Below are 24,321 nucleotides of genomic sequence, written 5' to 3' on the forward strand. Positions count from 1 at the left end.
CCGATGCTCGGGGCATGTCCTCAACGCTTCTCCCCTGGCAGGCCTGGGCGCTGCTCGCGGCGGCCTTCGCCGCCCTGACGGCGATTTTCGGCAAGGTCGGCGTCGAGGCGATCAATTCGGACTTCGCCACGCTGATCCGCACGGCGGTGATCCTGGCCGTGACGGCCGCCATCGTCGCCTCGACCGGCGCCTGGCAACCACTGGCTTCGGTGTCGGGCAAGAGCTGGATCTTCCTGACCCTGTCGGGTTTCGCGACCGGCGCGTCCTGGCTCTGCTACTACCGCGCCCTCAAGCTCGGGCCCGCGGCCCAGGTCGCGCCGATCGACAAGCTGAGCGTCGTGCTCGTCGCCGTGTTCGCCACCCTGTTTCTCGGCGAGCGGCTGACCCCGAAAAACTGGCTGGGCGTGGCGCTGGTCGCCGCCGGAGCCCTGCTCGTCGCCACCAAACGCTGATCCCGGGAGGATCCCATGAAGTACCGCAAGCTCGGCTCAAGCGACCTGATGGTCTCGGAAATCTCGCTGGGGTCCTGGCTGACCTATGGCGTCGGCGTTGAGCGCGACAACGCCATCGCCTGCGTGAACCGGGCGTTCGAGCTCGGCATCACCTTTCTGGATACCGCCAACGTCTATGGGCGCGGCGCGGCCGAGACCGTGCTCGGCGAGGCGCTCGTCGGCCGCCCGCGCGACAGCTACATCCTGGCGACCAAGCTGATGGGCCCGATGAGCGACACCGACAAGGGCCTGTCCCGCGCCCAGGTGTTCAAGCAGATCGACGACTCGCTTACGCGCCTGCGCACCGACTACGTCGACCTCTACCAATGCCACCGCTATGACCCCGATACGCCTCTGGAAGAGACGATGCAGGCGCTGACCGAGATCGTGCAGGCCGGAAAGGTCCGCTACATCGGCTTCTCCGAATGGTCCCCGGATCAGATCGAAGCGGCGTTCGCCCTCCCCGGCGTCGAGCGTTTCGTGTCCAGCCAGCCGCAGTATTCGCTGCTCTGGCGTCGGCCCGAGTCCAAGGTCATCCCGGTCTGCAAGGCCCACGATGTGTCGCAGATCGTCTGGTCGCCATTGGCCCAGGGCGTGCTGACCGGCAAATACCTGCCCGGCCAGCCCCTTCCCGACGACTCGCGCGCCGCCAGCGACGCCATGAGCAGCGCCATCCAGCGCTGGATGGAGCCCGATACGCTGGAGCGCGTGCAGAAGCTTCGGCCGATCGTCGCCGAGGCCGGTTGCAGCATGGCGCAGTTCGCCCTGGCCTGGGTGCTGCGGGAACCGAATGTCGCTTCAGCAATCGTCGGGGCCAGTCGTCCGGGCCAGCTCGATGACAATGCCGCCGCCGTAGACCTGAAGATCGATCCAGCCCTCTTCGCCCAGGCCGAAGCGGTCCTGGCGCGCTAGGTCGGCGCGGGCTCGGCCGGGGCAGGCTCCACCGTGGAGGCCGTTGGCTCGGCCGGCGCCGGTTCGGCCGGGGCAGGCGCTTCCGGCGCAAGTTCCGGCGGCGGCGGGGTCGCGGCGGCGCGACGGGCCAGATAGCCCGCGACGATGGCCTTCACCTCGCCGGCGTCCGCCTTGGGCAAAGCTTCCCCCTTGCAGGCAAAGGCGCCGGCGCGGCTGAACGGCGAGTCCGGCACGATGTCGCGCCAGCTGTACTGGACCGTGCCACGCTCGATGACCGCCATGTCGGCGGTGAACTTGGCCGAAGCCCCCACCTTGTAACGGGCGCCAGGGCAGTCGAAGAGGATGGTCGAACTGACCACCTGGGTGCTGCCCGGGCCGTTCACCGGCTGGGAAAACGCGATGAAGAAGACCGTCTCGCGCCGGCCTTCCGAGTCGGTCTTGATCGCCGCCTCAATGACGCTGATGGCGCGTTCGTCCTCGCCCATGACCCGGTAGTCGACTGCCAACGCGGCGGCCGGGGTCAGGGTGCAGAGGGCGACGACAAGTCCGGTGACGACGTTCATTCAGGTCTCCAGCTTTTCGGCGATGCGCGCGGCCAGCGCCCTGAGCACTTCAGGGTCGGCCATGCCCTCGCCGTGGCGGCCGAGCGGCACGCCGTCCCAGCGCGGGATGATATGGAAATGCAGGTGAAACACGGTCTGCCCGGCCGGCGCGCCGTTGAACTGGGTGACCACCAGCCCGTCGGGATTGAGCGCCGCCCTGACCGCCCGGGCCGTCTTCTGCACCGCCCCGATGACGCGGCCGATCGTCTTGGCCTCGGCATCGAGCAGATTGCGCGCCTTCGAGGTCTTGGAAATGACCAGCACATGCCCTTCCGATTGCGGGAACACGTCCATGAAGGCCAGCACCTGGTCATCCTCCCAGACCTTCACGCTGGGGATCTCGCCGCGCACGATCTTCGCGAAGATGTTGTCGTCGTCGTAGGCGCCGTCGAGGCTCATTGATGCGCTCCCTGCATGGCGTCATGTTCTAGCGAACACCACGGAGAGCGCAAACGATGGGAGCGGGCACAAAGATCCCTGATGAGACGCGTCTCACGGACCGTCAGCGGAAATGGTTCGCCTCGGTGCGGGCAAGCCTGGCGCGCGACACCGGCAAGACGATCGAGGAATGGGTCGCCATCGCCCGCACCTGCCCAGAGACGACGCCTGGCAAGCGGGTCGAGTGGCTGCGCGAGCACCATGGCCTCGGCGTCAACCGCATCGCTCATATCCTGTCGGAGGCCTTTCCGCCGGAAGCAGGCTGGGACGACGCCGACGCACTGCGGACGGCGCTGTGGAAGGACCCGGCCTCGACGGCAATTTTCGAGGCGGTCGAGGCGGCCGTGGCGGATTTTCCAGGTCTCGTCACCGGCCAGCGGAAGGGTTTCTCGGCCTGGTCACGCAATTTCCAGTTCGCGTCGGTGCGGCCCATCAAGGGCGGCAAGGCGCGCCTGGGTCTCTGCGTGCCGGTGGAGGCCGACCCGCGACTGGTCGAAGCGAAGAACGAGGGATGGTCCGAGCGATTGAAAGCCGCGATCACCCTGAACTCACCGGCCGATGTCGATGCCGCTCTGACGTCACTGCTCAGGACGGCCTTCGACAAGTCCTGACTGCCCGCGACCGTGAGGACCTAGTCGCCCGCCTTGAACGGCGAATACTCCTCCGCCAGCCAGTCCATCTCCTGGCGGATGGCGGCGCGCTCCTGGTCGAGATAGCGGCGCACGGGCTCGCGCAGGGCCGGATCGGCGATCCAGTGGGCTGAATAGACCTCGGCTGGCAGATAGCCGCGGGCGATCTTGTGCTGACCCTGAGCGCCAGCTTCGACGCGCGGCAGGCCCAGCCGGATCGCGTGCTCGATGGCCTGGTAGTAGCAGAGCTCGAAATGCAGGAAGGGGATGTCCTCGACACAACCCCAGTTGCGGCCGATCAGGCAGTCGCCGCCGATCAGATTCAGGGCGCCGGCGACCCACCGCCCGCCCCGCCTCGCCATGATCAACATGACCCGGTCGGCCATCCGCTCACCGAGCAGCGAGAAGAAGGCGCGGTTGAGGTAGGGCCGACCCCACTTGCGACCGCCCGTGTCCATGTAGAAGCCGTAGAAGGCGTCCCAGTGGTCCTCGGTCAGGTCCGCGCCGGTCAGGGCGACGATCTCGTCGACCGACTCCTGGGCCAGGCGGCGCTCGCGCTTCACCGTCTTGCGCCGGCCGGAGGACAGGTCGGCGAGGAAGGCGTCGAAGTCGGCGTAGCCGCGGTTGAACCAGTGGTACTGCTGGTCCTGCCGCTGCAGCAGCCCGGCGGCGCCGAGAAAATCCCAGTCGGTGCGGATGGGAAAGGTGACGTGCAGGCTGGAGGCCCCGAGCTTCTCGCAGAGGGTCAGCGCGCCGCCCAGCAGCATGCGCCGGCCCTCGTCGGGGTCGACATCCGGCCGCACCAGCAGACGCGGCCCGGTCACCGGCGAGAACGGCGAGGCGCACTGCAGCTTGGGGTAATAGCGCCCGCCGGCCTTCTCGTAGGCATCGGCCCAGGACCAGTCGAAGACGTATTCCCCCTGGCTGTGGGTCTTCAGGTAGAGCGGCATGGCCGCCGCCACCTGCCCGGCCTCGTCCGCGACCGTCAGATGATAGGGGCCCCACCCCGTCCGGTCGCCGACCGAGCCGGACTCTTCCAGCGCATCGAGAAAGTCGAACGCCACGAACGGGTTCTCGCCGCCCGCGCAGGCGTCCCAAGCCTCCCGCCCGACGTCGCGGATCCGGCGGTGGATGGCGACGGCGGGCTCGAGCGTCGGGCTCATGCGCCGTGGCCGAACTGGACGAAGGAGATGACGTTGCCGTCGCGGTCCCGCACGTGAAAATCGGTTCCCCCCCAGGGTTGGCGGACAATCGGTTGCGCGAAATCGACGCCTCGCGCCTCGAATTCCGCGAACAGCGCCGTCACGGCGTCCGTTTCCAGGGTGGCCAGGATTAGCGAGTCCTCGCGGGCGGCCAGCTCGGCGAAGTTCGGGCGGCCGACGAACCGCAAATGCAGGCAGGCCTCGCCCCTGGACACCGACCCGTAGAACGGCGGCTGGCCATGCAGGAAGTCGACATTGAAGCCGAGCCGCTCCGCATAGAAGGCGGCCGCCGCTGTCACGTCACGGACGAACAGGATGGGTGTCGCCCGCAGGACCCTGCCCCCCGTCGTGCTCAAGCCGCGAAGCCCTCGAAGATCAAATTGTCGCAATGGTCCTTCAGACGATCCCATTCCTCCGCGGAGCGAACGGTCCAGGCGACGATCGGCATACCCCTGGACCGGAACAGGTCGGCGCGCGGCGACGGCAACATCTTCGCGTCCAGAGCCAGGAAGTCCGGCCGGGCGATATCGACATGCTCGAGGTTGGCGAACGACTTGCGGATTTCCGGGGTCAGCTTGCTGGCCGCGCCGTCCTTCCAGTCATAGCTGTCCAGGCCGCGCAGGATCTGCGGGTGATGGTCGGCGAACCAGGCGTGGCTGTAGGGATTGAAACCGATCACGCAGGTCGGGCCGTTGTGATCCAGCAGGACCTCGCTGACGCGTTTCTCCAGCGGGCCGACCTCGCCGAACGGCGTCTTGAGCTCGATGTGGATCATCGCCCGGTGGCCGACCTCGACCAAGACTTCGCCGAGGGTCGGGATGGACTCGTCCGTGCCGGCGAGCCGCAGGTCACGCAGGTCATGCAACAGGCGGTCAGCGACCTTGCCCTCGGCGCCAGTCATGCGCGCAAGGCTGTAGTCGTGGAACACGACGGCCTCGCCATCGGCGGTGATCTGGACGTCCAGTTCGATCCCGTAGCCCGCCGCGCAGGCGGCCTGGAACGCCGCCAGCGAGTTCTCCGGCGCGCCTCCGGGCGACCAGAGACCGCGGTGCGCCACCGGGGGATCGAACAGGCGTTCCCAGGCCTCACCGAAGGCGGCGGGTTCAGGGCGTGCCCTGGCCTTCATCGGGCGATCTCCACGGTGGCGTCGACCTCGACGGAGAAGTTGCGCGGCAGGCGGTAGACGCCCACGGCCGAGCGGGCGTGCCGGCCGACGTCGCCGAAGACCTCGACCATCAAGTCCGAACAGCCGTTCAGGACTACGGGAATGTCGTAGAAGTCCGGGCCCGCCTGGACGAACCCGCCCAGCTTGACCACCCGCGTCACCCTGTCGAGATCGCCCTCGCAGGCCACGCGCATCTGCGCCAGCAGGTTGATCCCGCACAGTCGCGCCGCGCGCACGGCCGTAGCCATGTCGACATCGACGCCGACCGTTCCCGTGATCCCGCCCGAAGAGTCGAGCGACACCTGACCTGAGATGTGGACGAGGTCCCCTGCCCTGACGAACGGCACATAGTTGGCGATCGGGGCGACGGGCTCGGGCAGGACGATGCCCGCGGCGGAGAGGCGTTCTGAAACTTTCGACATGCCGCCAAACTAGCGCGCGGGCGCGGGCGGCGGAAGCGATGTCAGGACGCAAAAATGCCCGGGCCGTTGCCGACCCGGGCCTTCACGCGAACTTGAACCCCGGAGGGCCTTACTGGGGGGAGGACGCCCGCCCGGCGTTCAGGTTCTTACTTCGCGGCTTGCAGCTTCTCGACGGTCGCGGTGACGCGTTCGTTCAGCGGCTTGACCGAGTCCTTGACGGAGGCGGAGACGGTTTCGCCCCACTTGGCGAATTCAGCCATGTAGCCTTCCAGCGAGGACTTCATCCAGGCGGTCTGGAGCTCGACGGCTTCCTGAACGCTCTTGGCGCCGGCCAGGGCCTTGGCGGCCGCGACCTGGTCTTCGATGTTCTTCTTGGAGAAGGCCATCGCCTGGGCGCCCAGGACTTCCGCGCCCTTGGTGGCGGCGGTGACCGAAGCCACGACGGCTTCGAGGTTCTTCTTGGAGTAGGCGTTGGCTTCGTTGAGCGACGCGAGCGACTTCTCGACGTTGTCCTTGAACGCTTGGTTGCCGGCGGTGGTGAACTGCTCGACCGTGGTCTTCAGGGTTTCGGCGCCAGTGGCCATCGGGATGTCTCCTGTGTGGTCGGGGAGGACCAGAATTTGGGTTTCGGCGGCGACCGAGTCGTCGCTGACGCTCGGTATGTCTCATGCTGCACTGCAGCAGTCAACAATTATTGTGCAGTGCAACATGCGAGGTTTGCGGCGCACAAGACCCGGGGCGTGCGTCCGCGACCAATTCGCTCAACAGGTGTTTACTTTGGCGAAAGAGGAAACGATGCATGCTAGTTGGATGTCGCAGTGTCGCCTCGGGGCAGCCCTGTAGAGTCTGGCCTTTTTCGACGGACGCCGTATGTACGAGCTCGCCCGCCGCCTCTCTTTCGCACTTGCGCTGGCCGCCACCCTGGCGACCGGTCTTGGCGCGCCGACCGTAGCGGCGGCGCAGGTGCCTTATCTCGCGCTGCCGGCGACCGAACCGAAGTACGCGGCCATCGTCGTCGACGCCAACACCGGCGAGGTGCTCTACGCCAAACGCGCCGACAGCCCGCGTTATCCTGCCTCAATCACCAAGGTCATGACGCTCTATCTGGCCTTTGAGGCGATCTCTGAGGGCCGCCTCAAGCCGACCGACATGATTACGGTGTCGGCGCGCGCCGCATCTCAGCCACCGACCAAGCTGGGCCTGGCGGCGGGCGAACAGATCACCGTCGATGACGCCATGAGGGCGATCGCGGTGAAGTCGGCCAACGACATGGCCGTGGCGCTGGCCGAACACCTCGGCGGCACCGAACAGCGCTTCGCCGCCCTGATGACCCTGCGGGGCCAGGAGCTGGGCATGACCAACACGCGTTACGTCAACGCGTCCGGCCTGCCTGACAGTCGCCAGATTTCGACGGCCCGTGACATCGCCATCCTGTCGCGTGCCGTGATGCGTGATTATCCGCAGTACTACAGCTACTTCAGCCTGCGCTCGTTCACCTTCCGGGGTGTCACGATAAACAATCACAACCACTTACTCAGCCAGATGTGGGGCGTGGACGGCCTGAAGACCGGCTATACCAACGCCTCCGGCTTCAACCTGGCGGCCTCGGCCGTGCGCGACGGGCGGCGGCTGATCGCCGTGGTTCTCGGTGGCCGTTCGACGGCCACCCGCGACGATCATATGGAAGACCTGCTCCTCACCGGCTTTGACGTGCTCAAGCGGCGCTCGCTGGGCGAGAACATCACTGTGGCCCAGTCGATGTTCGAGCCGGCGCCCGACGGTGCGATCGACCGTCCCTCAGCCGAGCAAGGCGACTCTGAACAGGAAGGCCTGCGGGTGGTCCTGACCGACGGCCCGGCTTCGACGACACCCTATACCGTTCAGCCACGCATGGACGTCGTGCCGCCAACGCGGCGGGCGGCGGCGGCTCCCAAGAAGGTCGCGCCGAAGAAGCTGCGCGGCCAGTGGGCAATCCAGGCCGGCGCCTTCAAGTCGAAATCCCAGGCGCGCGAGCAGCTGGCCTTGATCCAGCGCCGCTTCGCCTCGGCCGTCGATGACGGCGAGGCAGCCATCGGCAACGCTGTGGGCGGCTATTTCCGCGTGCGCTTCGAAGGCATGACCGCCGACGCCGCCCGCTCCGCCTGCAAGGTCCTCAAGGCCAAGAAGCAGGCCTGTATGGTGGTCGCACCCTAGGGGCGTCGGGGACATGTACCGCAGGTAGGTGTCCCCTAGCCGAGCCCATACGATTCTTGATTGGGGGACACGTACCTTCGGTACATGTCCCCGATCACTTCTTCAGCAACCGATCCCGGGCCGCATTGAGCCTGGCCGCGAGGCCGGCTGAGCCGCCGGCGTCCGGGTGCACAGCGCGGATCAGGCGGGCGTAGGCGGTCTGAATCTCTTCGCGGGTGGCCGTGGCCGCGACGCCAAGGATCTCACGGGCCTCGGCCAGATCGGTGCTGTCGAGCTTTGGGGTCGGCAGGTCGCCGCGACGGGCGGTCACGGCCATCACCAGTCCGCCCGCCGCGATGGCCGCGCCGACGAGGTAGTCCCCGCGCAAGGCGATGAAGCCGCCGCCGATAATGGCCAGCACCGAAAGCGTGCCGGAGGCGATCTTCCACTCCGGCCGGGCCAGCGTCGGTCGCGCGCGTCGGCCCACCCAGACCAGCAGGGCGAAGGCGGCGATACCGAGCAGAATGTAGGGCATGCGAACGCGCTCCCCGCCCTATTCGGCGGCGAGCAACTCTTCGCCCGAGAACTGCGAAAGTCCAACCGAATGCACCAGGGCGCGCAACTCCTGGCGCGCCGAGACATGCACCAGCGACACCGGCACCGGCCGCACCTTGGCGGACAGATCGGCGACGGTCAGGCCGAACGGAAACAGCTCGCGATAGATGACCCGGTCGCGCAGGCCCGCGCCGATGCGGAAGCCGACCCGCTTGGCGAGCGCGGTCAGTCGTTCGTCCACACGCTTGCGGTTGCGCGCCTCGACGCTGGCCAGACGGTTGCGCAGCACGATCCAGTCGAGCGCCTGTCGCTGGCCGGTCAGGGCGCGAGCCTTGCGGGCCTCCCAGACCGTTTCCGAATAGATGCTCGGCTTCAGCAGATCGAGGGTCACCGGATCCACATGACCCAGAACGTCGAAGTCGACGAAGCTGTCGTTCATCGGCGTGACGATCAGGTCGGCGCGGGCGTGCGCCAGCCGCGACAGGGCGGAGTCGCCGCCGGGCGTGTCGATGATCACGAAGTCTGCGTCCTGGTGCGCGCTGGCGAACGCTTCCTCGAAGCGCGCCAGTTGCTCGGCCTCGCCGGCCTTCGCCAGGGCGACGCCGTCTTCCGCCGGATGGCGCGGCAGCGGCTCCGGCAGCATGGTGTCCTGCGAGGCGAGCCAGGCCCGCCGGTTGGTGAAGAAGCGGGCCATCGAGGACTGGCGCAGGTCCAGATCCATGACCGCCACGCTGGCCCCGCCGTGCAGCAGTGCGGTGGTCAGGTGGACGGCGATGGTCGACTTGCCGGCCCCGCCCTTTTCATTGCCCACCACGATGACATGCGGCTGCGTCGCCATAGGTCGCCCCAGTTCACGATACCCCCGCCGATGCGGCGGGGTTTTCAGCCAACGAGACACCCGGCGGGTGAGTCGGGGCAATCGCCGCGCCGAAGTTGTCCACAGCTGTGAGGTCGCGGCTGGACCCTCGCCCCCTCGCGCGATAAGCCGCCGCTCATGAGCAAAGCCCCCCTGCCCGTCGTCCGAACCGTGGCTGACCTGCGCGTCGTCGTCGCCGGCTGGAGGGCCGCGGGCGAGCGGGTGGCGATGATCCCGACGATGGGAGCGCTGCACAGCGGCCACCTGTCGCTGATCGCCCTGGGGCGCGAGACGGCCGACCGGACGGTCGCCTCGATATTCGTCAACCCGGCCCAGTTCGCGCCGCACGAGGATTTCGACGCCTATCCGCGCGGCGAGACGGAGGACGCGGCGAAGCTGGCCGAGGCCGGCTGCGACCTGCTGTTCGCGCCGAACGCCCGGGAGATGTATCCGGAGGGTTTCGCTACCTCAGTGACGGTGGACCGGGGCGTTTCCGAACCACTGGAGGGCGTCTCGCGGCCGCATTTCTTCGGCGGCGTGGCGACGGTGGTGGCCAAGCTGCTGATCCAGTGCCGGCCCGACGTCGCGATCTTCGGCGAGAAGGACTACCAGCAACTGCTGGTCATCAAACGCATGGCGAAGGACCTAGACCTGGCGGTCGAGATCCTCGGCGGCGCCACGGCGCGCGAGTCGGACGGCCTGGCCCTGTCCTCGCGCAACGCCTACCTGTCGGACGAGGAGCGGAAGGCCGCCCGCGCCCTGCCCGCCGCGATGCGCTACGCCGTGGCCGCCCTTCGTGACGGCGGCGAGGTGATCGATGTCGAAGGCGCCGTGATGGCCAGCCTGACCGGCGCGGGCTTTCGCCAGATCGACTACGTCGAGGTCCGCGACGGCGCGACGCTGGAACGGTTGGGCCCGGGTCCAGTGCGGCCCGGCGCGCGGGTGTTCGTGGCGGCCTGGATGGGCAGGACGCGGCTGATCGATAACTGGGCGGTGTAGGGGACATGTACCGAAGGTGCGTGTCCCCCAATCGAGCTGCGGGTTTAGGGGACACGTACCTTCGGTACATGTCCCCGGCTACCACGCCCCCAGCTCTCTCAGCTGCTTCGCCAATTCCGGCTCGATCGCCTCGCCCGCGCCGGTTGGCAGGTCCGGCGGAGCGTCGGCGGCGGTGAGATAGCGCCAGCCCTGGAAGGCGCGGCGCGGCTGGGGCGCGGTCTCGATCAGGTCCGGCTTGAGGTAGATGCGACAGGGCTGGGGGCCGCTGTCCTCGGTGACGATCTCGTCGATCGCCTGACGCACCAGCACCTGGCCCTTGATCACCCAGTAGAGTGAACCGCCCTCCAGCAGCTCCGCCGCCCGTTTGGGCGTCTGGCGGGTCGGGCAGACCGAACGATAACCCTGCGCCGCGCGCTGGGCCCGCCAGGCGCGCAGGTCCTCGACACTGTCGACGCCGACGCAGAGCTTGATGAGATGGAGGGGCATGAGCCGTCCATACCCGGTTCGGCCGAAGGATCAAATTGGCGGAGTCCGTCGTTTAGAAACGGGAGGCCACAGGGGCCTCGCGGAAAACGGAGGCTCGCCATGAGCCGCACTCACCTTCTTCTGGCCACGGGCATGGCCGGCGTTCTGCTTCTTCCCGCCTTTTCCGACGCGCAGATCGTCGGCGGCGGCGGCGTCATCGGCGGCGGCGTTGGCGGCGTGGGAGGCACGGTCGGCATCGGCGGCGCGGTCCAGGTCCCGCCGACGCCACGCGTTCGCGAAGTTCCGGTTCCCCGCGCGACGGTGACAGGCCGTGTCGCCGTTCCCGCCGTCGCCCTGCCCGACCGGCCCCGGCTGGGCTATCTCGGCGCGGTCGGCGGCAAGCGTCGTCAGGCCCTTATCGACGACGGCGTGGTCGTCCTGTCGCCCAGCCAGTCCGGCGCCTACATGGACAGCCAGTTCGTGATCCTGCGCGACGGCCTCGCGGACAGCGGTGTAACGGTCGTGCGGCGTGGCGATGACATCGTCCTGCAGCTGCCGGCCGACGTGACCTTCGCCTTCAACAAGTCGGACCTGCAGCCGCGCTTTCGGCCGATCCTGACGCGGGTCGCCGCGACGCTGAACCAGTTTCCCGCCACCTATGTCGACGTGATCGGCCACGCCGACGCCATCGGCTCGGACGACTACAACCAGGCGCTGTCAGAACGCCGCGCCGAGACGGTCGCCGACTTCTTCGTCGGCCATCAGGCCCTGCCCGCGCGACTCTATGTGGCCGGTCTGGGCGAAAGCGCCCCGATCGCCTCGAACGCCACGATCTACGGCCGCGCGGCCAATCGTCGGGTGGAGATTATTCTGCATCCACACGCGTAGGGCCTGACGGACCGGGCGTAGGGCGTAGGAAGTAGGGAATAGCAATAGGTAGGCGCGTCGGCATCGGCGGGCGCAATCGAACTACGCCCTATTCCCTACGCCCTATTCCCTCGCCTCCAGCTTCACCAGCACCACGCCTTCGCTCACCTGCCCGCCGGCGACGGCGGTCAGCTCGGCGATCACGCCGTCGAACGGGGCGGCCAGCGCATGTTCCATCTTCATCGCTTCGAGCACCAGCAGGGTCTGGCCCTTGGTCACCGCGTCGCCGGCCTTGACCGAGACTGACACGACCTTGCCCGGCATGGGCGACAGGATCGCGCCGTCGGAGGCCGTTTCAGCGCCCTTGTGTGCCGCGGATTCGAAGCTGAATTCCCGGACGTCGCCGGATTCGAAGACATAGAGCGGCTCGTCGCCGCAGGTCGGCGGCAGGGTATAGAGGTCGTCCATGGGCACATGGCCGTCGATCTCGATATCCCAGCCCCAGTCCTCGCCAGACCCGGTCAGCGCGACCCGAAGCGGCACCGGCCTGCCGTCCACGCTCATCGGCAGGTCCATCGCGGCCCTTGGCGCGTTCATGCGGAAGCCCAGCAGGCCGGACGGCGCGCTGTCCCAGACGCCTCCGGCCTGGTCGGCGTACATGAAGGCTTCGAGCCGCTCGCTCACGGCGGCCAGGGTCGAAGCGTCGCTGAAGGTCCGCTCCGTGAGCCTGTCCAGATGGCGATCAATGAATCCCGTATCGACATCGCCGGCGACAAAGTCCGGGTGGCCGGCACAGCGTGCCAGGAAGGCGGCGTTGGTCTTGACCGGCCAGACCTCGACGCCGGCGCAGGCTTCGGCCAGCGCCTCGGCGGCCCCGTCCCGGGTGTCGCCCCAGGCGATCAGCTTGGCGATCATCGGGTCGTAGAAGGGGGTCACCTCGCCCCCCTCCTCCACGGCGCTGTCGACGCGGATATCGTCCGGCAACCGGAAGTGGGTCAACGGGCCCGTGCTCGGCAGGAAGCCGGTGGCCGGGTTCTCGGCATAGAGGCGAGCCTCCATGGCCCAGCCCGTCATGGTGATCTGGTCCTGGGTCAGCGGCAGCGGCTCGCCGCTGGCGACGCGCAGTTGCCATTCGACCAGATCCTGGCCGGTGATCATCTCGGTGACGGGGTGCTCGACCTGCAGCCGGGTGTTCATCTCCATGAACCAGATGCGGTCGGCGCGCAGGCCTTCGCTGGCGTCGGCGATGAACTCGATGGTGCCGGCGCCCTCGTAGTTGACGGCCTTGGCGGCCTTCACCGCGGCGTCGCAGACGGCGGCGCGGGTGGCCGCGTCCATCCCGGGGGCCGGCGCTTCCTCGATGACCTTCTGGTGGCGGCGCTGCAGCGAGCAGTCGCGCTCGAACAGGTGGACCACGTTGCCGTGGCTGTCGCCGAACACCTGCACCTCGATGTGCCGCGGCCGGGTGACGTATTTCTCGATCAACACCCGGTCATCGCCGAAGCTGGCGGCGGCCTCGCGGCGGCAACTGGCGAGGGCGGCCTGGAAGTCGGCGGCCGCGTCGACCTTGCGCATGCCCTTGCCGCCGCCGCCGGCCACGGCCTTGATCAGGACCGGATAGCCGATAGCCGCGGCTTCGGTCTCAAGGCGGCCTTCGGTCTGGTCATCGCCGAGGTAACCGGGCGTGCAGGGCACCCCGGCGGCGATCATCAAGCTCTTGGCCGCGTCCTTGAGACCCATGGCGTTGATCGCGGCCGGCGGCGGGCCGACCCAGATCAGACCCGCGTCCTTGACCGCCTGGGCGAAGGCCGCGTTCTCCGACAGGAAGCCGTAGCCGGGGTGGATGGCTTCAGCGCCGGTCTGTTTCGCGGCGGCAAGGATATTCTCCGCCACCAGATAGCTGTCGCGGGCCGGGGCCGGGCCGATCAGGACCGCTTCGTCGGCTTCCAGCACGTGCGGCGCTTCGGCGTCAGCCTCGGAATAGACCGCCACCGCCCGCACGCCGAGCGAACGCGCCGTGCGGATGATGCGGCGGGCGATCTCGCCCCGATTGGCGATGAGAAGTGAGGTGATCATCCGTGGGCTCCAACGGCGTTCAGGCCCAGGAAAAACAGAATGAGCATGATGAGACCGCCGCCGAAAATGGACCCGAAAAACAGGAGGAACATGCGCGTCAGCGTGCCGAAGACGCCGGTTCCATAGACGCCGCGCATATGGACGAACAGATGCACGGGCGCGACGAAGTACAGCAGATTGCCGAGGCTCCCCGGCAGCAGATTGATCAGGAACGCCGTCGAGAGCAGCAGCCCCTGGAACGACAGCGAGTGCATCGAGAAGATCAGGTGATCGAACAGGTAGAACCGCCGCTGGAACACGAACAACAGACCCAGCAGCAGGGCGGCGATGGGCAGGGCGAGGACCGCCAGCCTGTGGCCCCAGGACTCGAGGGCGTGACCGAAGGCTTCGGGGTTCCGGATCGCTGCGTTGCCGCGTTGCTCGATCCAGCGCTCGAACGCGTTGCTCGCGCCCTTGCCCTCCTGTGACCCCATCTTTACGGCCGGAGGCGGGTTGGCCTCGAAGTTGAGCGACATGCCCGGGGCTGTGAGCGTGCGAGAGCCATCCCCGGCATCGACCACATGGGCCTTGTTGCTATCGCCAAGGCCTCCGGTGAGGAACACCAGCAGCACCACGACCAGGAACAGCCGGAACGGCGGAATCTGTGCCGCCCGGCGGCCGTCCAGAAAGGCGCGCGTCAGTTTCCCCGGACGGAGGATCAGGTCCGGCACCGTGGTCCAGAACCGGCCATCGAAATGGGTCAGCCCCTCGAACGCTTCGGCGACGAGATGGCCGATTGAGCGATGAAACTCCTCGCCCTTCTGGCCGCACTGGTGGCACCAGGGCCCCTCCAGCGGGGTCTCGCAGTTGGGACAGGGCGTCCCCACCGGCAGGGCGTGCTTCGGCTTGCGGGAAAAGAACCCGCCGACCGAATCCGCCGCCGCCGCTTCAAGCTCGTGAGACACGCCCCCTCCCCGTAGTACCTAGAGCGCCCAGCCGGGCTTGCGCTTCTCGAGGAAGGCGGCGACGCCCTCCTGGCCCTCGTCGCTCAGACGCTGGTCGGCGATGAGTTTGGCGGTCAGCTCGAGCAGTTCGTCGTCGAACGGCACGCCGGCGACGTCCTCGACCAGCGCCTTCGACTTCGCGACCGCGCCGGGCGCGCAGGCCATGATCTCGGTCGACAGCCGTTCCATGACGTTGTCCAGATCGGCCGCCGCGCCGACCAGTTCATCGACCAGACCGATCTTTTCGGCGAAGGCCGCGTCGAACATGCGGCCGGTGGCGAACAGGCTCTTGGCCCGGCGCGGACCGATGGCCGCGACGACGTGCGGGCTGATGGTCGCGGCGACGAGGCCCAGCTTGACCTCGGAGAAGGCGAACTTCGCGTCCTTGACCGCCACGGCGTAATCGCAGGCCGCGACCAGACCGGCGCCGCCGCCGAAGGCCGGGCCCTCGACCAGGGCGACCGTGAACTGCGGCAGCTCGCGCAGGGCCAGCAGCATCTCGGCCAGCGCCATCGCGTCTTCGCGATTCTCGTCCTTCGTGAAGGTCGCGGCGGACTTCATCCAGTCCAGGTCGGCGCCGGCGCTGAACGCCCCGCCGGCTCCACGCAGGAAGACAATGCGCACGCCATCGGCGTCGCGAAGGGTCTCGAAATGCTGCGCCAGGGCCGCGATGACCTCGGCGTTGAAGGCGTTCTTCCTGTCCGGTCGGTTGATCGTGACGACGGCCACGCCCGACGGGCTGGCGTCCAGCTCGACCAGCGGGCTGAGCGTATCGGTGTCGGGCACTTCGACGAGGGGATCGGCAATGGGATTGGTCATGTGAGGTTCCTGTTCCGGGGCTACATCCGGAAGACGCCGAACGTCGTATCGGGAATGGGGGCGTTCAGGCTGGCCGAGATTGCCAGACCCAGAACGTCCCGTGTCTGTATTGGATCAATCACGCCATCGTCCCAGAGCCGGGATGTGGCGTGATAGGGGTTGCCCTCGTCCTCGTACTTCTGGCGAACCGGAGCCTTGAAGGCTTCTTCCTCTTCCCTGGTCCACTTGTCGGCGTCGCGGTGGACGGTGGCCAGCACGCTGGCGGCCTGCTCGCCGCCCATCACAGAGATGCGGCTGTTGGGCCAGGTGAACAGGAAGCGCGGCGAATAGGCCCGGCCGCACATGCCGTAGTTGCCGGCGCCGAAGCTGCCGCCGATCAGGACGGTGAACTTGGGCACGTTGGCGCTGGCGACGGCCGTGACCATCTTGGCTCCGTCCTTGGCGATGCCGCCGGCCTCGTACTTCCCGCCGACCATGAAGCCGGAGATGTTCTGCAGGAAGACCAGCGGGATCTTGCGCTTGCAGGCGAGCTCGATGAAGTGCGCCGCCTTCAGCGCCGCCTCGCTGAACAGCACGCCGTTGTTGGCCAGGATGGCCACCGGATAGCCCCAGATGCGCGCGAACCCCGTCACGAGCGTCGTGCCGTAGAGCGGCTTGAACTCGTCGAACTCGCTGCCGTCGACGATGCGGGCTATGACCTCGTGCACATCGTAGGGCGCGCGGACGTCGGCCGGAACAACGCCGTAGAGCTCGGCCGGATTGTACTTCGGCGGCTTCGGCTCGCGGACATCCATGTCGACGCGCTTGACGGTGTTGAGGTTGCCGATGATCGAGCGGACGATCTCCAGCGCGTGCTCGTCGTTGGCCGCGACATGGTCGACGACGCCGCTGCGACGGCCATGGACGTCGGCGCCGCCGAGGTCGGTGGCGCTGATGACCTCGCCCGTGGCGGCCTTCACCAGCGGCGGGCCGGCGAGGAAAATGGTGCCCTGGCTCTCCTCGCCCGCCCCGCGCACGATGACCGTCTCGTCGCTCATGGCCGGGACGTAGGCTCCGCCGGCGGTGCAGCTGCCCATGACGCAGGCGATCTGGGCGATGCCCTCGGCGCTCATCCGCGCCTGGTTGTAGAAGATGCGGCCGAAGTGGTCGCGATCCGGGAAGACCTCGTCCTGGTGCGGCAGGTTGGCCCCGCCGCTGTCGACCAAGTAGACGCAGGGCAGCCGGTTCTGCAGGGCGATCTCCTGCGCCCGCAGGTGCTTCTTGACCGTCATCGGGTAGTAGGTGCCGCCCTTCACCGTGGCGTCGTTGGCCACGATCATCACCTCGCGGCCGGAGACGCGGCCGATGCCGGTGATGATGCCCGCCGCCGGGATCTCGCCGTCATACAGGTCGAACGCCGCCAACTGGCCGACCTCGAGGAACGGCGAGCCCGGATCGAGCAGCCGCTCGACCCGCTCACGCGGCAGCAGCTTGCCTCGACTGGAATGGCGCTTGCGCGAGGCTTCGTTGCCGCCGAGCGCGGCCTGGGCGGCCCGCTCACGGAGTTGCGCCGCCAGCGCGGCGTTGACCGCAACATTGTTGCGGAAGGCGTCGGAGTTTGGATCGAGATCCGAGGTCAACCTGGGCATGGCCGAGGCATAGCCTGTTCGGGCGGACGCCGAAAGCGGGGCAATTCTCCCTCCCCGTGCGGCCAAGGGGGAGAGATTGGGCAGTCGCCCCGACTCACCGGCCTTGTTACGGTCTTTCCGTGGGCAGCCTCATCGATCATCGGCACGAGACAGCTCTGGAACGCCTCTTCGACGAGGCGCGCCAGAGCGGCGACGCCCGCTGGTTCTCACTGCCGGGCGGCGAGATGCTCTACGGGCCAGGTGAGCCGGCGCGGGAGCTCTACTTCGTGCGGGCCGGCCGGCTGGGCGCGTTCCGTCGCGAGGAAGGCCAGGAGCGGCACTTTCTCGGCGTGATCCGTCCGGGTGAACCAGCCGGGGAAATGGCCCTGATCGCCGGTACGCCGCACTCGGCCCAGGTGGTCGCCCTCCGGGATTCCGAGATTCTGGCGCTGTCTCGCGAGGACTTCTTCGACGCCGCCGATCGCGACCCGGCCGTGATGACCGAGCTGGCGCGGCTGATGATTCTGCGGACGCGCCAGGCCGCGACCCAGGCCTCGATCGGCGAGCCCACCGTGTTCGGTTTCGTCGCCGCGGACGCCGGCCGCAAGATCCGCCCGCTGGTCGACCGGATCGCGCTGGAAATCGCCCGCATGGGCCAATCGGTGACCGTCGCCGGCGCGGAATCGACTCATGCGCCGACCGAGTGGTTCTCCAACGTCGAGGCGGATCACGACTATGTCCTCTACGCCGCCGAGCACCCGGAAACAGCCTGGAAGGCGATCGTCGGCCGGCAGGTCGACCGGCTGTTCCGCGTGGGGCGCGGAGATCGCGAACCGCCTACGACCCTCGGCGCCTATGCGTCCGAGGCCCTGCAGCAGCAGCAACTCGTCGACCTGATCCTGGTCCAGAAGCCTGACGCCCGACGCCCCTCCGGCTCCGAGGCGTGGCTTGACGTGACCGGCGCGGCCCGCCTGTTTCATGTTCGGGAGGGCAATGGCGATGACGCGGCCCGCATGGCGCGGGTGCTGACCGGGCGCTCGGTCGGGCTGGTGCTGTCCGGCGGCGGGGCGCGCGCCTATGCCCACATCGGCGCCATCCAGGCCCTGCGCGAACGGGGCGTGCCGATCGACTTTGTCGGCGGCGCCTCGATGGGGGCCATCGTCGCCGCCGGCGTGGCCATGGGCTGGGACGAGGCGGAGATGGACGTCCGCATCAAGGACGCCTTCGTCGATTCCAGCCCGCTGGATGACATCGCCTTCCCCCTGATCGCCATGACGCACGGCGAGAAGGTCCGCGAGCGGCTGCATGTGCATTTTGAAGACACCGAAATCGCCGATCTCTGGCTGCCGTTCTTCTGCGTGTCGTCGAACCTGACGACCGGGGCCTATCACCTGCACAAGCGCGGGGTGCTGCGGCACGCCCTGCGCGCCTCCATCGCCCTGCCCGGAATCATGCCGCCGGCAATCGACAACAACAATGTGCTGGTCGATGGCGCGGTGATGAAGAACTTCCCGTCGGACGTGATGCGGTCGCTGCAACTGGGCCCGATCGTCGGCGTCGACGTGACCCGGGGCCGCAGCATCACGGCCGACGACGTGGCCCGCCCCTCCTCCGTCTGGCGCTGGATCCTGTCGGGCGACTGGCGCAAGGGCCCGCCGATCGTGGCCCTGCTGATGCGCGCGGCCACGGTGTCGACCGGGCGCGACCTGCTGGCGGCGCGCGAGGCCACGGACCTGCTGATCATGCCCCAGGCCGACGGCATCGATATTCGCGACTGGAAGGCCTACGAGCCGGGAGTCGACTCCGGCTACCGCGCGGCGATCAAGGCGCTGGACACGCTGGACCGGCCGGTGACCGAGATGCGCAAGGCGCGCGGCAAGGGCTAGCGCCGCACCGCGATCATGAACAGGCGGGGGAACGGGAACAGCGTGACCCCGTCCTTGCGCGGCGGGAAGGCCTGCGCGATGCGGGCCCGGAAAGCGTCAAGGAAGGCGTCGAGCAGAGTGTCATCGCCGGCCAGCACGTCGAGATAGGGTCGCAACGCCGTGCCACGCATCCAGTCGACCACCGGATCATCGCCCTCGAGCGCATGCAGATAGGTCGTGGTCCAGACGTCGACCTCGCCGCACGGCGTCGCCAGCCAGTCGTAGTAGCTGTCCAGCGGCGGCGTCGGATTGATCCGGCGGGCGTCGCGGGTCAGGGGCGCCCATGGCCCCTCCTCCGCCGTTTCGCGCAGGATTCGATGATGCTCCGTCTCGAAGGCCATCGGCATCTGGCAGGCGAACACGCCGCCCGGCGCCAGCTGGTCGACGAGCCGGGGAAACAGCGCCGCATGGTCCGGCAGCCACTGCAGAGCCGCGTTGGTGAAGACAAGGTCGGGCGCGACCGCCGGGGCGAAGTCCTCGATCCCCGACAGCACCCAGCTCACATCGCTCTGCCGGTTCCGGGCCTGCCGCAGCATGTCGGGACTGGAATCCAGGCCGTACACATTGGCCATCGGATGCCGAAGGGCCAGCAGCGCGGCGTGCTCGCCAGTACCGCAGCCCAGGTCCCAGATCTCGCGATAACGGCGGTCGGGGATCTGCACCATCAGGTCCAGCGCCGGACGGTCGCGGTACGCCTTGTAGCGTTCGTAGATGTCGGGATCCCAACTGGGCATGGTCATGCCCTACACCGGTTGCACGGGATGGTCATCGTCCGTTCATTCGGGTTAGGGCAGAAAGTCGCCACGCATTGCTTCGGGACTGGACCCATGAAGACGACCCGCCTTTTCGCCCTTATCGGCTTTCTGAGCCTGGCCGCCGCGCCGGCCGTCGCGCGCCAGGGCGCCACCAGCATCCAGCCCGGCTGGTGGGAGAGCACCAACACCCTCAACCTGATCATCAGCAACACCGAGATCGAGCGCCGCTGCATCACGCCCGCCGACGTCGACAAGGTGCTGTCGGGCCGGATCAACCACCACTACACCTGCACCTATCCGGAGAAGCGGGTCGCCGACGGCAAGATGTATTTCAAGGGCACCTGCGTCGACAAACGCGGCCGCAAGGTCAACGTCACGGCCACCGGGACCTACTCACAGGCGGCTTTCACCCTGACCGCGAACCTGTCGGGCAAGGTCGCCGGAGTGCCGCTCTCGGCCACCGCCACGACCAACGCCAAACGGCTTGGCGACACCTGCCTGGGCAAGCCGCAGAAGATCAAAAGCTAGGCAATTTGTCGCGCGCCGCGTGCGGAGGGTTGGCGACGGCCGATTCTGTCCCTCATAGTGGGGGTCCTGTTTCAACAGCTGAAAGGAGGTGATCCGGTGTCTCATCGTATGAACCCGCGGTCGCAGTGCGTGACCCTGAAATCCGTTTCGACGGAGGTCAGCGCCTGATCAGCGCCTAGCGTTTCGCCGCGACCGCGGCATGACGATGGAAAGGCCGTCGGGGCGCCCCGGCGGCCTTTTGCATTTGTGGACAAGGATTCACTGGGCCCGGCGTTCCCACCGTGCTGCTCTGCATGACTTCGGGCGGAGGCAGACCATGAGCGGATGGGCGAGACGGGACCTGATTGTCGCGACCGGGGCGGCGCTGGCCCTGCCCGGCGTTGCCGGAGCTGCCGCCCCGCCGGTCGCGGATGACGGTCCCCTGCCCGACGACGGGTACTACGAGATCATCGAGCCACAGTTCTCGGACCGCCTGTGGCTGATCCGTCAGGCCAAGCCGTTCCATCTGCAGCCCATCGGCAACGTTACTGTCATCGATCAGGCCGACGGGTTGGTGCTGGTCGATTGCGGCGGGTCGCCCGGCTCGGCGCGGCGGATCATCAGCCTGATCCGCGGCGTCAGCGCCAAGCCCGTGAAGGCGGTGATCCTGACCCACTGGCACGGCGACCACGTGTTGGGGCTGTCGGAAATCCTCAAGGCATGGCCCACCGCCCGGACGATCGCCACGACCGCGACCCAGGCCCACCTGTCCGACCCCAAGACCATGAACACGCCGGGACGGCCTGACCCCAAAGCCAATGCCGCCATGCTGGCCCGGTACCGCGGCTTTGCCGCCTATTGTCGCCAGCAGGCAGAGGCGGCCGCCGAGCCGGCGTTTCGGGCGGGCTGGGCCGCCGGCGCGCGCGTTTTCAACCAGTACGCCCGCGACATGGATGGCGCCCTGACCCTCGCGCCGCGGGAAGCGTTCGATGACGCCCTGCTGATCGATGACCCGGACCAGCCCGTCGTGGCGCAGTTCCTCGGGCGCGCCAACACCGACGGCGACGCGATCGTACGGCTGCCGCGCCAGAACCTGATCATCACCGGCGACCTGCTCGTGGCCCCGATTCCGTTCGGCTACGGCGGCTATCCGTCGGAATGGCTGGCGGCGCTGAAGTCGATCATCGCCATGGACTGGATCCGGCTGATCCCCGGTCATGGCGCGCCGATGAACGACAGCGACTATCTGATCCGGGTCGGGTCCCTGCTCGAAGGCGCCCGCAATGGCGCAAAGGGCCTCCCGGCCGGGACACCCCAGTCCGAAGCCCGGACGAAAGTCGATCTGTCGGCGCGCGGGAAGTGGTTCACCGGCGGCGACCCATGGCTGGACCACTGGTTCCGCACCTACTGGAGCGACCCGATCCTCGACTCAGCCTGGAAGGAAGCCAACGGCGTCCCCATCGTTCAGGCCCTCGGGACAGACTAGGGCTCCATAGACTTCGGCTTGCCGGCGCGTGGGCCGCTGGCGACCTCCTCAAGCTGCCCTTCGGACGTCGACAGCATAGCCTTGCTGGCGCCCTTTAGCCCGGATCTCGGAGTTTCGCCACGCTTCGCCGTCGGGGCGGCGCCGGTGGCCTTCTGATGGGCGGCAAATCTACCGGAAAAGAAAGATCTCCATGATGGAGATCGAAATTTCCGGGTGCCCTACACTTTCCGGCCGATTAAATCAGCTTTTAATATGGTCATGTACAGGTGGATGCAGCGGGATCTCAACCGTCGTCGAATTCTCGTGAACTACGCTGTATCGATACATGGATGGAATATCCCGCATTTTCCATTGGATCGAAAGCATGCTCATAACCGTCCAGAATGCTACCAAGGGGTCTTCCTTCACAAAAGCTAGTTTATCCACCCTTCCAGTGAGCGCCTGAAGACCGGTATCTGAATTATGCTGCACAAATAGCCCAAATCCATTTATATAACATATATCAACGCATAGGTTTACAGGTTCATTTGCGTAACTATTTACATATTTCTCCCACAATGTGCTGCCGACACTTGAAGTTAACCCAAATATCCCGGACAGAATCGGCGGAGAGATCCAATTCTGTCCGTATGCGTGATATGTGTACTCTGGATTGGAAAAATACTTTCTCTTCGATTTGATTTCTTTCGTCTTCTTGGCCCAATCATCGTATCCAGATGATGAAAGATCGGTCTTTATCTCAAATACTGCATATACAAATTCGATTGGAATTACTTTTGTTGCAGACCTTGAAAATAAAACCGGACACTCTGCCTCATCATAAATAATTATGTCGATCTGGGGCGATAAATATCCGTCGCTAGTAACAACAATTCCTTCGCTAGCTCCCAAATGAGCAGGCAAAATCTCCTTTAGCCATTGCTTTACTGCACCTTCGGCTACTGCCCCTTTTTGGCCGGAATGCTTTAAGGCTGCTCTTAGAAGATTCAGCTCAGCCTCGAATGATGACGAAGCAGATCCGAATATGCTTTTGAGATCCATCTACCCGCCCACCAGCTCCCGCCCGATCAGGAAGCGGCGGATCTCGTTGGTGCCCGCGCCGATGTCGTAGAGCTTGGCGTCGCGGACGAAGCGCTCGACCGGCCATTCGCGAGTGTAGCCCGCGCCGCCGAGGGCCTGGACGGCTTCGTTGGCGACCTTCACCGCGTTCTCGCTGGCCATCAGGATCGCGCCGGCGGCGTCGAAACGGGTGGTCTTGCCGGCGTCGCAGGCGCGGGCGACCTGGTAGACGTAGGCGCGGGCCGAATTCAGCGCGACGTACATGTCGGCGACCTTGCCCTGCATCAGCTGGAAGCTGCCGATGGCCTTGCCGAACTGCTTGCGGTCGCGGACGTAGGGCAGGACCACGTCGAGGCAGGCCTGCATGATGCCCAGGGGACCGGCGGCCAGCACGGCGCGCTCATAGTCGAGGCCGCTCATCAGCACGCCGACGCCGCCGTTGAACGGGCCCATGATGTTCTCTTCCGGGACCTCGCAGTCCTCGAACACCAGCTCGGCCGTGTCGCTGCCGCGCATGCCCATCTTGTCGAGCTTCTTGCTGACGCTGAAGCCCTTCATGCCCTTCTCGATGAGGAAGGCAGTGATGCCGCGGCTGCCCTCCTCCGGCGCCGACTTGGCGTAGACCACCAGGGTGTCGGCGTGCGGGGCGTTTGTGATCCAGAATTTCGTGCCGTTGAGCACGAAGCGGTCGCCCTTGCGATCCGCGCGGAGCTTCATCGAGACCACGTCCGAGCCTGAGCCGGCCTCGCTCATGGCCAGGGCGCCGACATGCTCGCCGCTGATCAGCTTCTGCAGGTAACGCAGCTTCTGTTCGGGCGTGGCCCAGCGGCGGATCTGGTTGATGCAGAGGTTTGAGTGGGCGCCGTAGCTGAGGCCGACCGAGGCCGAGGCGCGGGAGATCTCCTCCATCGCCACGACATGTTCGAGATAGCCCAGACCAAGGCCGCCGAACTCTTCCTCGACGGTGATGCCGTGCAGGCCCAGTTCGCCCATCTGCGGCCAGAGCGCGCGGGGAAAGGCGTTGTCGCGATCGATGTCGGCGGCGATCGGCGCGATGCGGTCGGCGGCGAAGCGCGCGGTGGTGTCGCGGATGGCGTCGGCGGTTTCGCCGAGGCCGAAATCCATGGCGGGTCCGGATTGGGTCATGGCGGTGGAAATAGCACGATGACGCCGGGGCGCCACATTTGAACGGGGACATGTACCGCAGGTACGTGTCCCCTAAACCCGGCTGCTCGATTGGGGGACACGGACCTGCGGTACATGTCCCCACAAACGCACGACGCCCCGCGAGCAAGCTCGCGAGGCGCCAACGCTATCCCCATACTGTAC

26 protein-coding genes and 1 pseudogene are annotated in these 24,321 nt (G+C 67.0%); 9 read left to right on the top strand and 18 right to left on the bottom strand.

Annotated features, from left to right (window positions below; genetic code table 11):
* Positions 1–14: 14 nt before the first annotated feature.
* Positions 15–452 carry an EamA family transporter gene (locus ACODSL_RS12825; protein WP_488901085.1) on the top strand — a complete coding sequence of 146 codons (438 nt, stop codon included), beginning with the start codon at positions 15–17 and terminating at the stop codon, positions 450–452.
* A 15-nt stretch (positions 453–467) separates the two neighbouring features.
* Positions 468–1,403, top strand: coding sequence for an aldo/keto reductase family protein (locus tag ACODSL_RS12830; RefSeq protein ID WP_488901086.1), 936 nt, complete (start codon positions 468–470; stop codon positions 1,401–1,403).
* Here ACODSL_RS12830 and ACODSL_RS12835 read toward each other — a convergent pair.
* Positions 1,400–1,966, bottom strand: a complete 567-nt coding sequence (locus ACODSL_RS12835; protein WP_488901087.1) for a hypothetical protein — start codon at positions 1,964–1,966, stop codon at positions 1,400–1,402. The genes ACODSL_RS12830 and ACODSL_RS12835 overlap by 4 nt on opposite strands.
* Positions 1,967–2,404 (bottom strand): HIT family protein, encoded by a 438-nt coding sequence (locus ACODSL_RS12840; RefSeq protein WP_488901088.1) that lies wholly within the window; start codon positions 2,402–2,404, stop codon positions 1,967–1,969.
* 56 nt (positions 2,405–2,460) lie between these two features.
* Between ACODSL_RS12840 and ACODSL_RS12845 the strand changes: the two genes are divergently transcribed.
* Positions 2,461–3,054: a DUF4287 domain-containing protein gene (locus ACODSL_RS12845; RefSeq protein WP_488901089.1), complete on the top strand. Its 594-nt coding sequence runs from the start codon at positions 2,461–2,463 to the stop codon at positions 3,052–3,054.
* 20 nt (positions 3,055–3,074) lie between these two features.
* Here ACODSL_RS12845 and ACODSL_RS12850 read toward each other — a convergent pair whose 3' ends face one another.
* The 5 genes from ACODSL_RS12850 to ACODSL_RS12870 form a co-directional block, all read right to left on the bottom strand.
* Positions 3,075–4,235 carry a GNAT family N-acetyltransferase gene (locus ACODSL_RS12850; protein WP_488901090.1) on the bottom strand — a complete coding sequence of 387 codons (1,161 nt, stop codon included), beginning with the start codon at positions 4,233–4,235 and terminating at the stop codon, positions 3,075–3,077.
* Positions 4,232–4,630, bottom strand: a complete 399-nt coding sequence (locus tag ACODSL_RS12855; protein WP_488901091.1) for a glyoxalase superfamily protein — start codon at positions 4,628–4,630, stop codon at positions 4,232–4,234. Before ACODSL_RS12855 ends, ACODSL_RS12850 begins: the two co-directional genes overlap by 4 nt.
* Entirely contained in the window at positions 4,627–5,400 is a 774-nt protein-coding gene (locus ACODSL_RS12860) for a glycerophosphodiester phosphodiesterase family protein (protein ID WP_488901092.1), read from the bottom strand. Before ACODSL_RS12860 ends, ACODSL_RS12855 begins: the two co-directional genes overlap by 4 nt.
* A complete protein-coding gene (locus ACODSL_RS12865; protein ID WP_488901093.1) occupies positions 5,397–5,861 on the bottom strand; it encodes a RidA family protein in 465 nt (154 codons plus the stop codon). Before ACODSL_RS12865 ends, ACODSL_RS12860 begins: the two co-directional genes overlap by 4 nt.
* Before the next feature lie 146 nt (positions 5,862–6,007).
* Positions 6,008–6,445, bottom strand: coding sequence for a phasin family protein (locus ACODSL_RS12870; protein WP_488901094.1), 438 nt, complete (start codon positions 6,443–6,445; stop codon positions 6,008–6,010).
* 286 nt (positions 6,446–6,731) lie between these two features.
* On the opposite strand from ACODSL_RS12870, the gene ACODSL_RS12875 reads away from it, so the two are divergent.
* Positions 6,732–8,054 (top strand): D-alanyl-D-alanine carboxypeptidase, encoded by a 1,323-nt coding sequence (locus tag ACODSL_RS12875; RefSeq protein ID WP_488901095.1) that lies wholly within the window; start codon positions 6,732–6,734, stop codon positions 8,052–8,054.
* 94 nt (positions 8,055–8,148) lie between these two features.
* Here ACODSL_RS12875 and ACODSL_RS12880 read toward each other — a convergent pair whose 3' ends face one another.
* Together ACODSL_RS12880 and mipZ are read right to left on the bottom strand one after the other, a co-directional pair.
* Positions 8,149–8,568: a J domain-containing protein gene (locus ACODSL_RS12880; RefSeq protein ID WP_488901096.1), complete on the bottom strand. Its 420-nt coding sequence runs from the start codon at positions 8,566–8,568 to the stop codon at positions 8,149–8,151.
* Between the two features lie 18 nt (positions 8,569–8,586).
* Positions 8,587–9,426 (bottom strand): division plane-positioning ATPase MipZ, encoded by an 840-nt coding sequence (gene mipZ, locus ACODSL_RS12885; protein WP_488901097.1) that lies wholly within the window; start codon positions 9,424–9,426, stop codon positions 8,587–8,589.
* Between the two features lie 156 nt (positions 9,427–9,582).
* Here mipZ and panC point away from each other — a divergent pair, with 156 nt between their 5' ends.
* Entirely contained in the window at positions 9,583–10,443 is an 861-nt protein-coding gene (gene panC / locus ACODSL_RS12890) for a pantoate--beta-alanine ligase (RefSeq protein WP_488901098.1), read from the top strand.
* A 78-nt stretch (positions 10,444–10,521) separates the two neighbouring features.
* Here panC and ACODSL_RS12895 read toward each other — a convergent pair whose 3' ends face one another.
* A complete protein-coding gene (locus ACODSL_RS12895; protein ID WP_488901099.1) occupies positions 10,522–10,929 on the bottom strand; it encodes a DUF1489 family protein in 408 nt (135 codons plus the stop codon).
* Between the two features lie 99 nt (positions 10,930–11,028).
* Here ACODSL_RS12895 and ACODSL_RS12900 point away from each other — a divergent pair, with 99 nt between their 5' ends.
* Entirely contained in the window at positions 11,029–11,796 is a 768-nt protein-coding gene (locus tag ACODSL_RS12900; RefSeq protein WP_488901100.1) for an OmpA family protein, read from the top strand.
* A 102-nt stretch (positions 11,797–11,898) separates the two neighbouring features.
* Here the strand turns inward: ACODSL_RS12900 and ACODSL_RS12905 are convergent, their stop codons facing one another.
* From ACODSL_RS12905 to ACODSL_RS12920, 4 genes are read right to left on the bottom strand one after another with little or no spacing between them, the layout of a single operon-like run.
* Positions 11,899–13,851: an acetyl/propionyl/methylcrotonyl-CoA carboxylase subunit alpha gene (locus tag ACODSL_RS12905; RefSeq protein ID WP_488901101.1), complete on the bottom strand. Its 1,953-nt coding sequence runs from the start codon at positions 13,849–13,851 to the stop codon at positions 11,899–11,901.
* Positions 13,848–14,795 (bottom strand): DUF3667 domain-containing protein, encoded by a 948-nt coding sequence (locus ACODSL_RS12910; protein WP_488901102.1) that lies wholly within the window; start codon positions 14,793–14,795, stop codon positions 13,848–13,850. Before ACODSL_RS12910 ends, ACODSL_RS12905 begins: the two co-directional genes overlap by 4 nt.
* Before the next feature lie 18 nt (positions 14,796–14,813).
* Positions 14,814–15,653: an enoyl-CoA hydratase-related protein gene (locus ACODSL_RS12915; protein WP_488901103.1), complete on the bottom strand. Its 840-nt coding sequence runs from the start codon at positions 15,651–15,653 to the stop codon at positions 14,814–14,816.
* A gap of 20 nt (positions 15,654–15,673) precedes the next feature.
* A complete protein-coding gene (locus ACODSL_RS12920; protein ID WP_488901104.1) occupies positions 15,674–17,281 on the bottom strand; it encodes a carboxyl transferase domain-containing protein in 1,608 nt (535 codons plus the stop codon).
* Positions 17,282–17,400: 119 nt separating this feature from the next.
* On the opposite strand from ACODSL_RS12920, the gene ACODSL_RS12925 reads away from it, so the two are divergent.
* Positions 17,401–19,146: a patatin-like phospholipase family protein gene (locus ACODSL_RS12925; protein ID WP_488901105.1), complete on the top strand. Its 1,746-nt coding sequence runs from the start codon at positions 17,401–17,403 to the stop codon at positions 19,144–19,146.
* Here the strand turns inward: ACODSL_RS12925 and ACODSL_RS12930 are convergent.
* A complete protein-coding gene (locus ACODSL_RS12930; RefSeq protein WP_488901106.1) occupies positions 19,143–19,925 on the bottom strand; it encodes a methyltransferase domain-containing protein in 783 nt (260 codons plus the stop codon). The two genes, ACODSL_RS12925 and ACODSL_RS12930, sit on opposite strands and share 4 nt — an antisense overlap.
* An 87-nt stretch (positions 19,926–20,012) precedes the next feature.
* Between ACODSL_RS12930 and ACODSL_RS12935 the strand changes: the two genes are divergently transcribed.
* Positions 20,013–20,468, top strand: a complete 456-nt coding sequence (locus ACODSL_RS12935; RefSeq protein ID WP_488901107.1) for a DUF3617 domain-containing protein — start codon at positions 20,013–20,015, stop codon at positions 20,466–20,468.
* Between the two features lie 316 nt (positions 20,469–20,784).
* A complete protein-coding gene (locus ACODSL_RS12940) occupies positions 20,785–21,933 on the top strand; it encodes an MBL fold metallo-hydrolase (protein ID WP_488901108.1) in 1,149 nt (382 codons plus the stop codon).
* Here ACODSL_RS12940 and ACODSL_RS12945 read toward each other — a convergent pair.
* The 3 genes and pseudogenes from ACODSL_RS12945 to ACODSL_RS12955 all read right to left on the bottom strand — a co-directional run.
* A pseudogene (locus tag ACODSL_RS12945) lies at positions 21,930–22,085 on the bottom strand (DUF3008 family protein); the annotation flags it as partial. The gene ACODSL_RS12940 and the pseudogene ACODSL_RS12945 overlap by 4 nt on opposite strands.
* Before the next feature lie 88 nt (positions 22,086–22,173).
* Entirely contained in the window at positions 22,174–22,974 is an 801-nt protein-coding gene (locus ACODSL_RS12950) for a DUF6602 domain-containing protein (protein WP_488901109.1), read from the bottom strand.
* Positions 22,975–24,138, bottom strand: a complete 1,164-nt coding sequence (locus ACODSL_RS12955; protein ID WP_488901110.1) for an isovaleryl-CoA dehydrogenase — start codon at positions 24,136–24,138, stop codon at positions 22,975–22,977.
* Between the last annotated feature and the right edge of the window lie 183 nt (positions 24,139–24,321).

The sequence above is a fragment of the Caulobacter sp. FG121 genome, assembly GCF_057809815.1.

Excerpts from the sequence above, each read along its gene's own strand:
- ACODSL_RS12860 (WP_488901092.1), bottom strand. The coding sequence starts at position 5,400 with ATGAAGGCCAGGGCACGCCCTGAACCCGCCGCCTTCGGTGAGGCCTGG.
- ACODSL_RS12880 (WP_488901096.1), bottom strand. The coding sequence starts at position 8,568 with ATGCCCTACATTCTGCTCGGTATCGCCGCCTTCGCCCTGCTGGTCTGG.
- ACODSL_RS12825 (WP_488901085.1), top strand. The coding sequence starts at position 15 with ATGTCCTCAACGCTTCTCCCCTGGCAGGCCTGGGCGCTGCTCGCGGCG.
- ACODSL_RS12930 (WP_488901106.1), bottom strand. The coding sequence starts at position 19,925 with ATGACCATGCCCAGTTGGGATCCCGACATCTACGAACGCTACAAGGCG.
- ACODSL_RS12955 (WP_488901110.1), bottom strand. The coding sequence starts at position 24,138 with ATGACCCAATCCGGACCCGCCATGGATTTCGGCCTCGGCGAAACCGCC.
- ACODSL_RS12950 (WP_488901109.1), bottom strand. The coding sequence starts at position 22,974 with ATGGATCTCAAAAGCATATTCGGATCTGCTTCGTCATCATTCGAGGCT.
- ACODSL_RS12870 (WP_488901094.1), bottom strand. The coding sequence starts at position 6,445 with ATGGCCACTGGCGCCGAAACCCTGAAGACCACGGTCGAGCAGTTCACC.
- panC (WP_488901098.1), top strand. The coding sequence starts at position 9,583 with ATGAGCAAAGCCCCCCTGCCCGTCGTCCGAACCGTGGCTGACCTGCGC.
- ACODSL_RS12895 (WP_488901099.1), bottom strand. The coding sequence starts at position 10,929 with ATGCCCCTCCATCTCATCAAGCTCTGCGTCGGCGTCGACAGTGTCGAG.
- ACODSL_RS12915 (WP_488901103.1), bottom strand. The coding sequence starts at position 15,653 with ATGACCAATCCCATTGCCGATCCCCTCGTCGAAGTGCCCGACACCGAT.
- ACODSL_RS12935 (WP_488901107.1), top strand. The coding sequence starts at position 20,013 with ATGAAGACGACCCGCCTTTTCGCCCTTATCGGCTTTCTGAGCCTGGCC.
- ACODSL_RS12830 (WP_488901086.1), top strand. The coding sequence starts at position 468 with ATGAAGTACCGCAAGCTCGGCTCAAGCGACCTGATGGTCTCGGAAATC.
- ACODSL_RS12905 (WP_488901101.1), bottom strand. The coding sequence starts at position 13,851 with ATGATCACCTCACTTCTCATCGCCAATCGGGGCGAGATCGCCCGCCGC.
- ACODSL_RS12865 (WP_488901093.1), bottom strand. The coding sequence starts at position 5,861 with ATGTCGAAAGTTTCAGAACGCCTCTCCGCCGCGGGCATCGTCCTGCCC.
- ACODSL_RS12850 (WP_488901090.1), bottom strand. The coding sequence starts at position 4,235 with ATGAGCCCGACGCTCGAGCCCGCCGTCGCCATCCACCGCCGGATCCGC.
- ACODSL_RS12875 (WP_488901095.1), top strand. The coding sequence starts at position 6,732 with ATGTACGAGCTCGCCCGCCGCCTCTCTTTCGCACTTGCGCTGGCCGCC.
- mipZ (WP_488901097.1), bottom strand. The coding sequence starts at position 9,426 with ATGGCGACGCAGCCGCATGTCATCGTGGTGGGCAATGAAAAGGGCGGG.
- ACODSL_RS12920 (WP_488901104.1), bottom strand. The coding sequence starts at position 17,281 with ATGCCCAGGTTGACCTCGGATCTCGATCCAAACTCCGACGCCTTCCGC.
- ACODSL_RS12845 (WP_488901089.1), top strand. The coding sequence starts at position 2,461 with ATGGGAGCGGGCACAAAGATCCCTGATGAGACGCGTCTCACGGACCGT.
- ACODSL_RS12835 (WP_488901087.1), bottom strand. The coding sequence starts at position 1,966 with ATGAACGTCGTCACCGGACTTGTCGTCGCCCTCTGCACCCTGACCCCG.
- ACODSL_RS12840 (WP_488901088.1), bottom strand. The coding sequence starts at position 2,404 with ATGAGCCTCGACGGCGCCTACGACGACGACAACATCTTCGCGAAGATC.
- ACODSL_RS12940 (WP_488901108.1), top strand. The coding sequence starts at position 20,785 with ATGAGCGGATGGGCGAGACGGGACCTGATTGTCGCGACCGGGGCGGCG.
- ACODSL_RS12900 (WP_488901100.1), top strand. The coding sequence starts at position 11,029 with ATGAGCCGCACTCACCTTCTTCTGGCCACGGGCATGGCCGGCGTTCTG.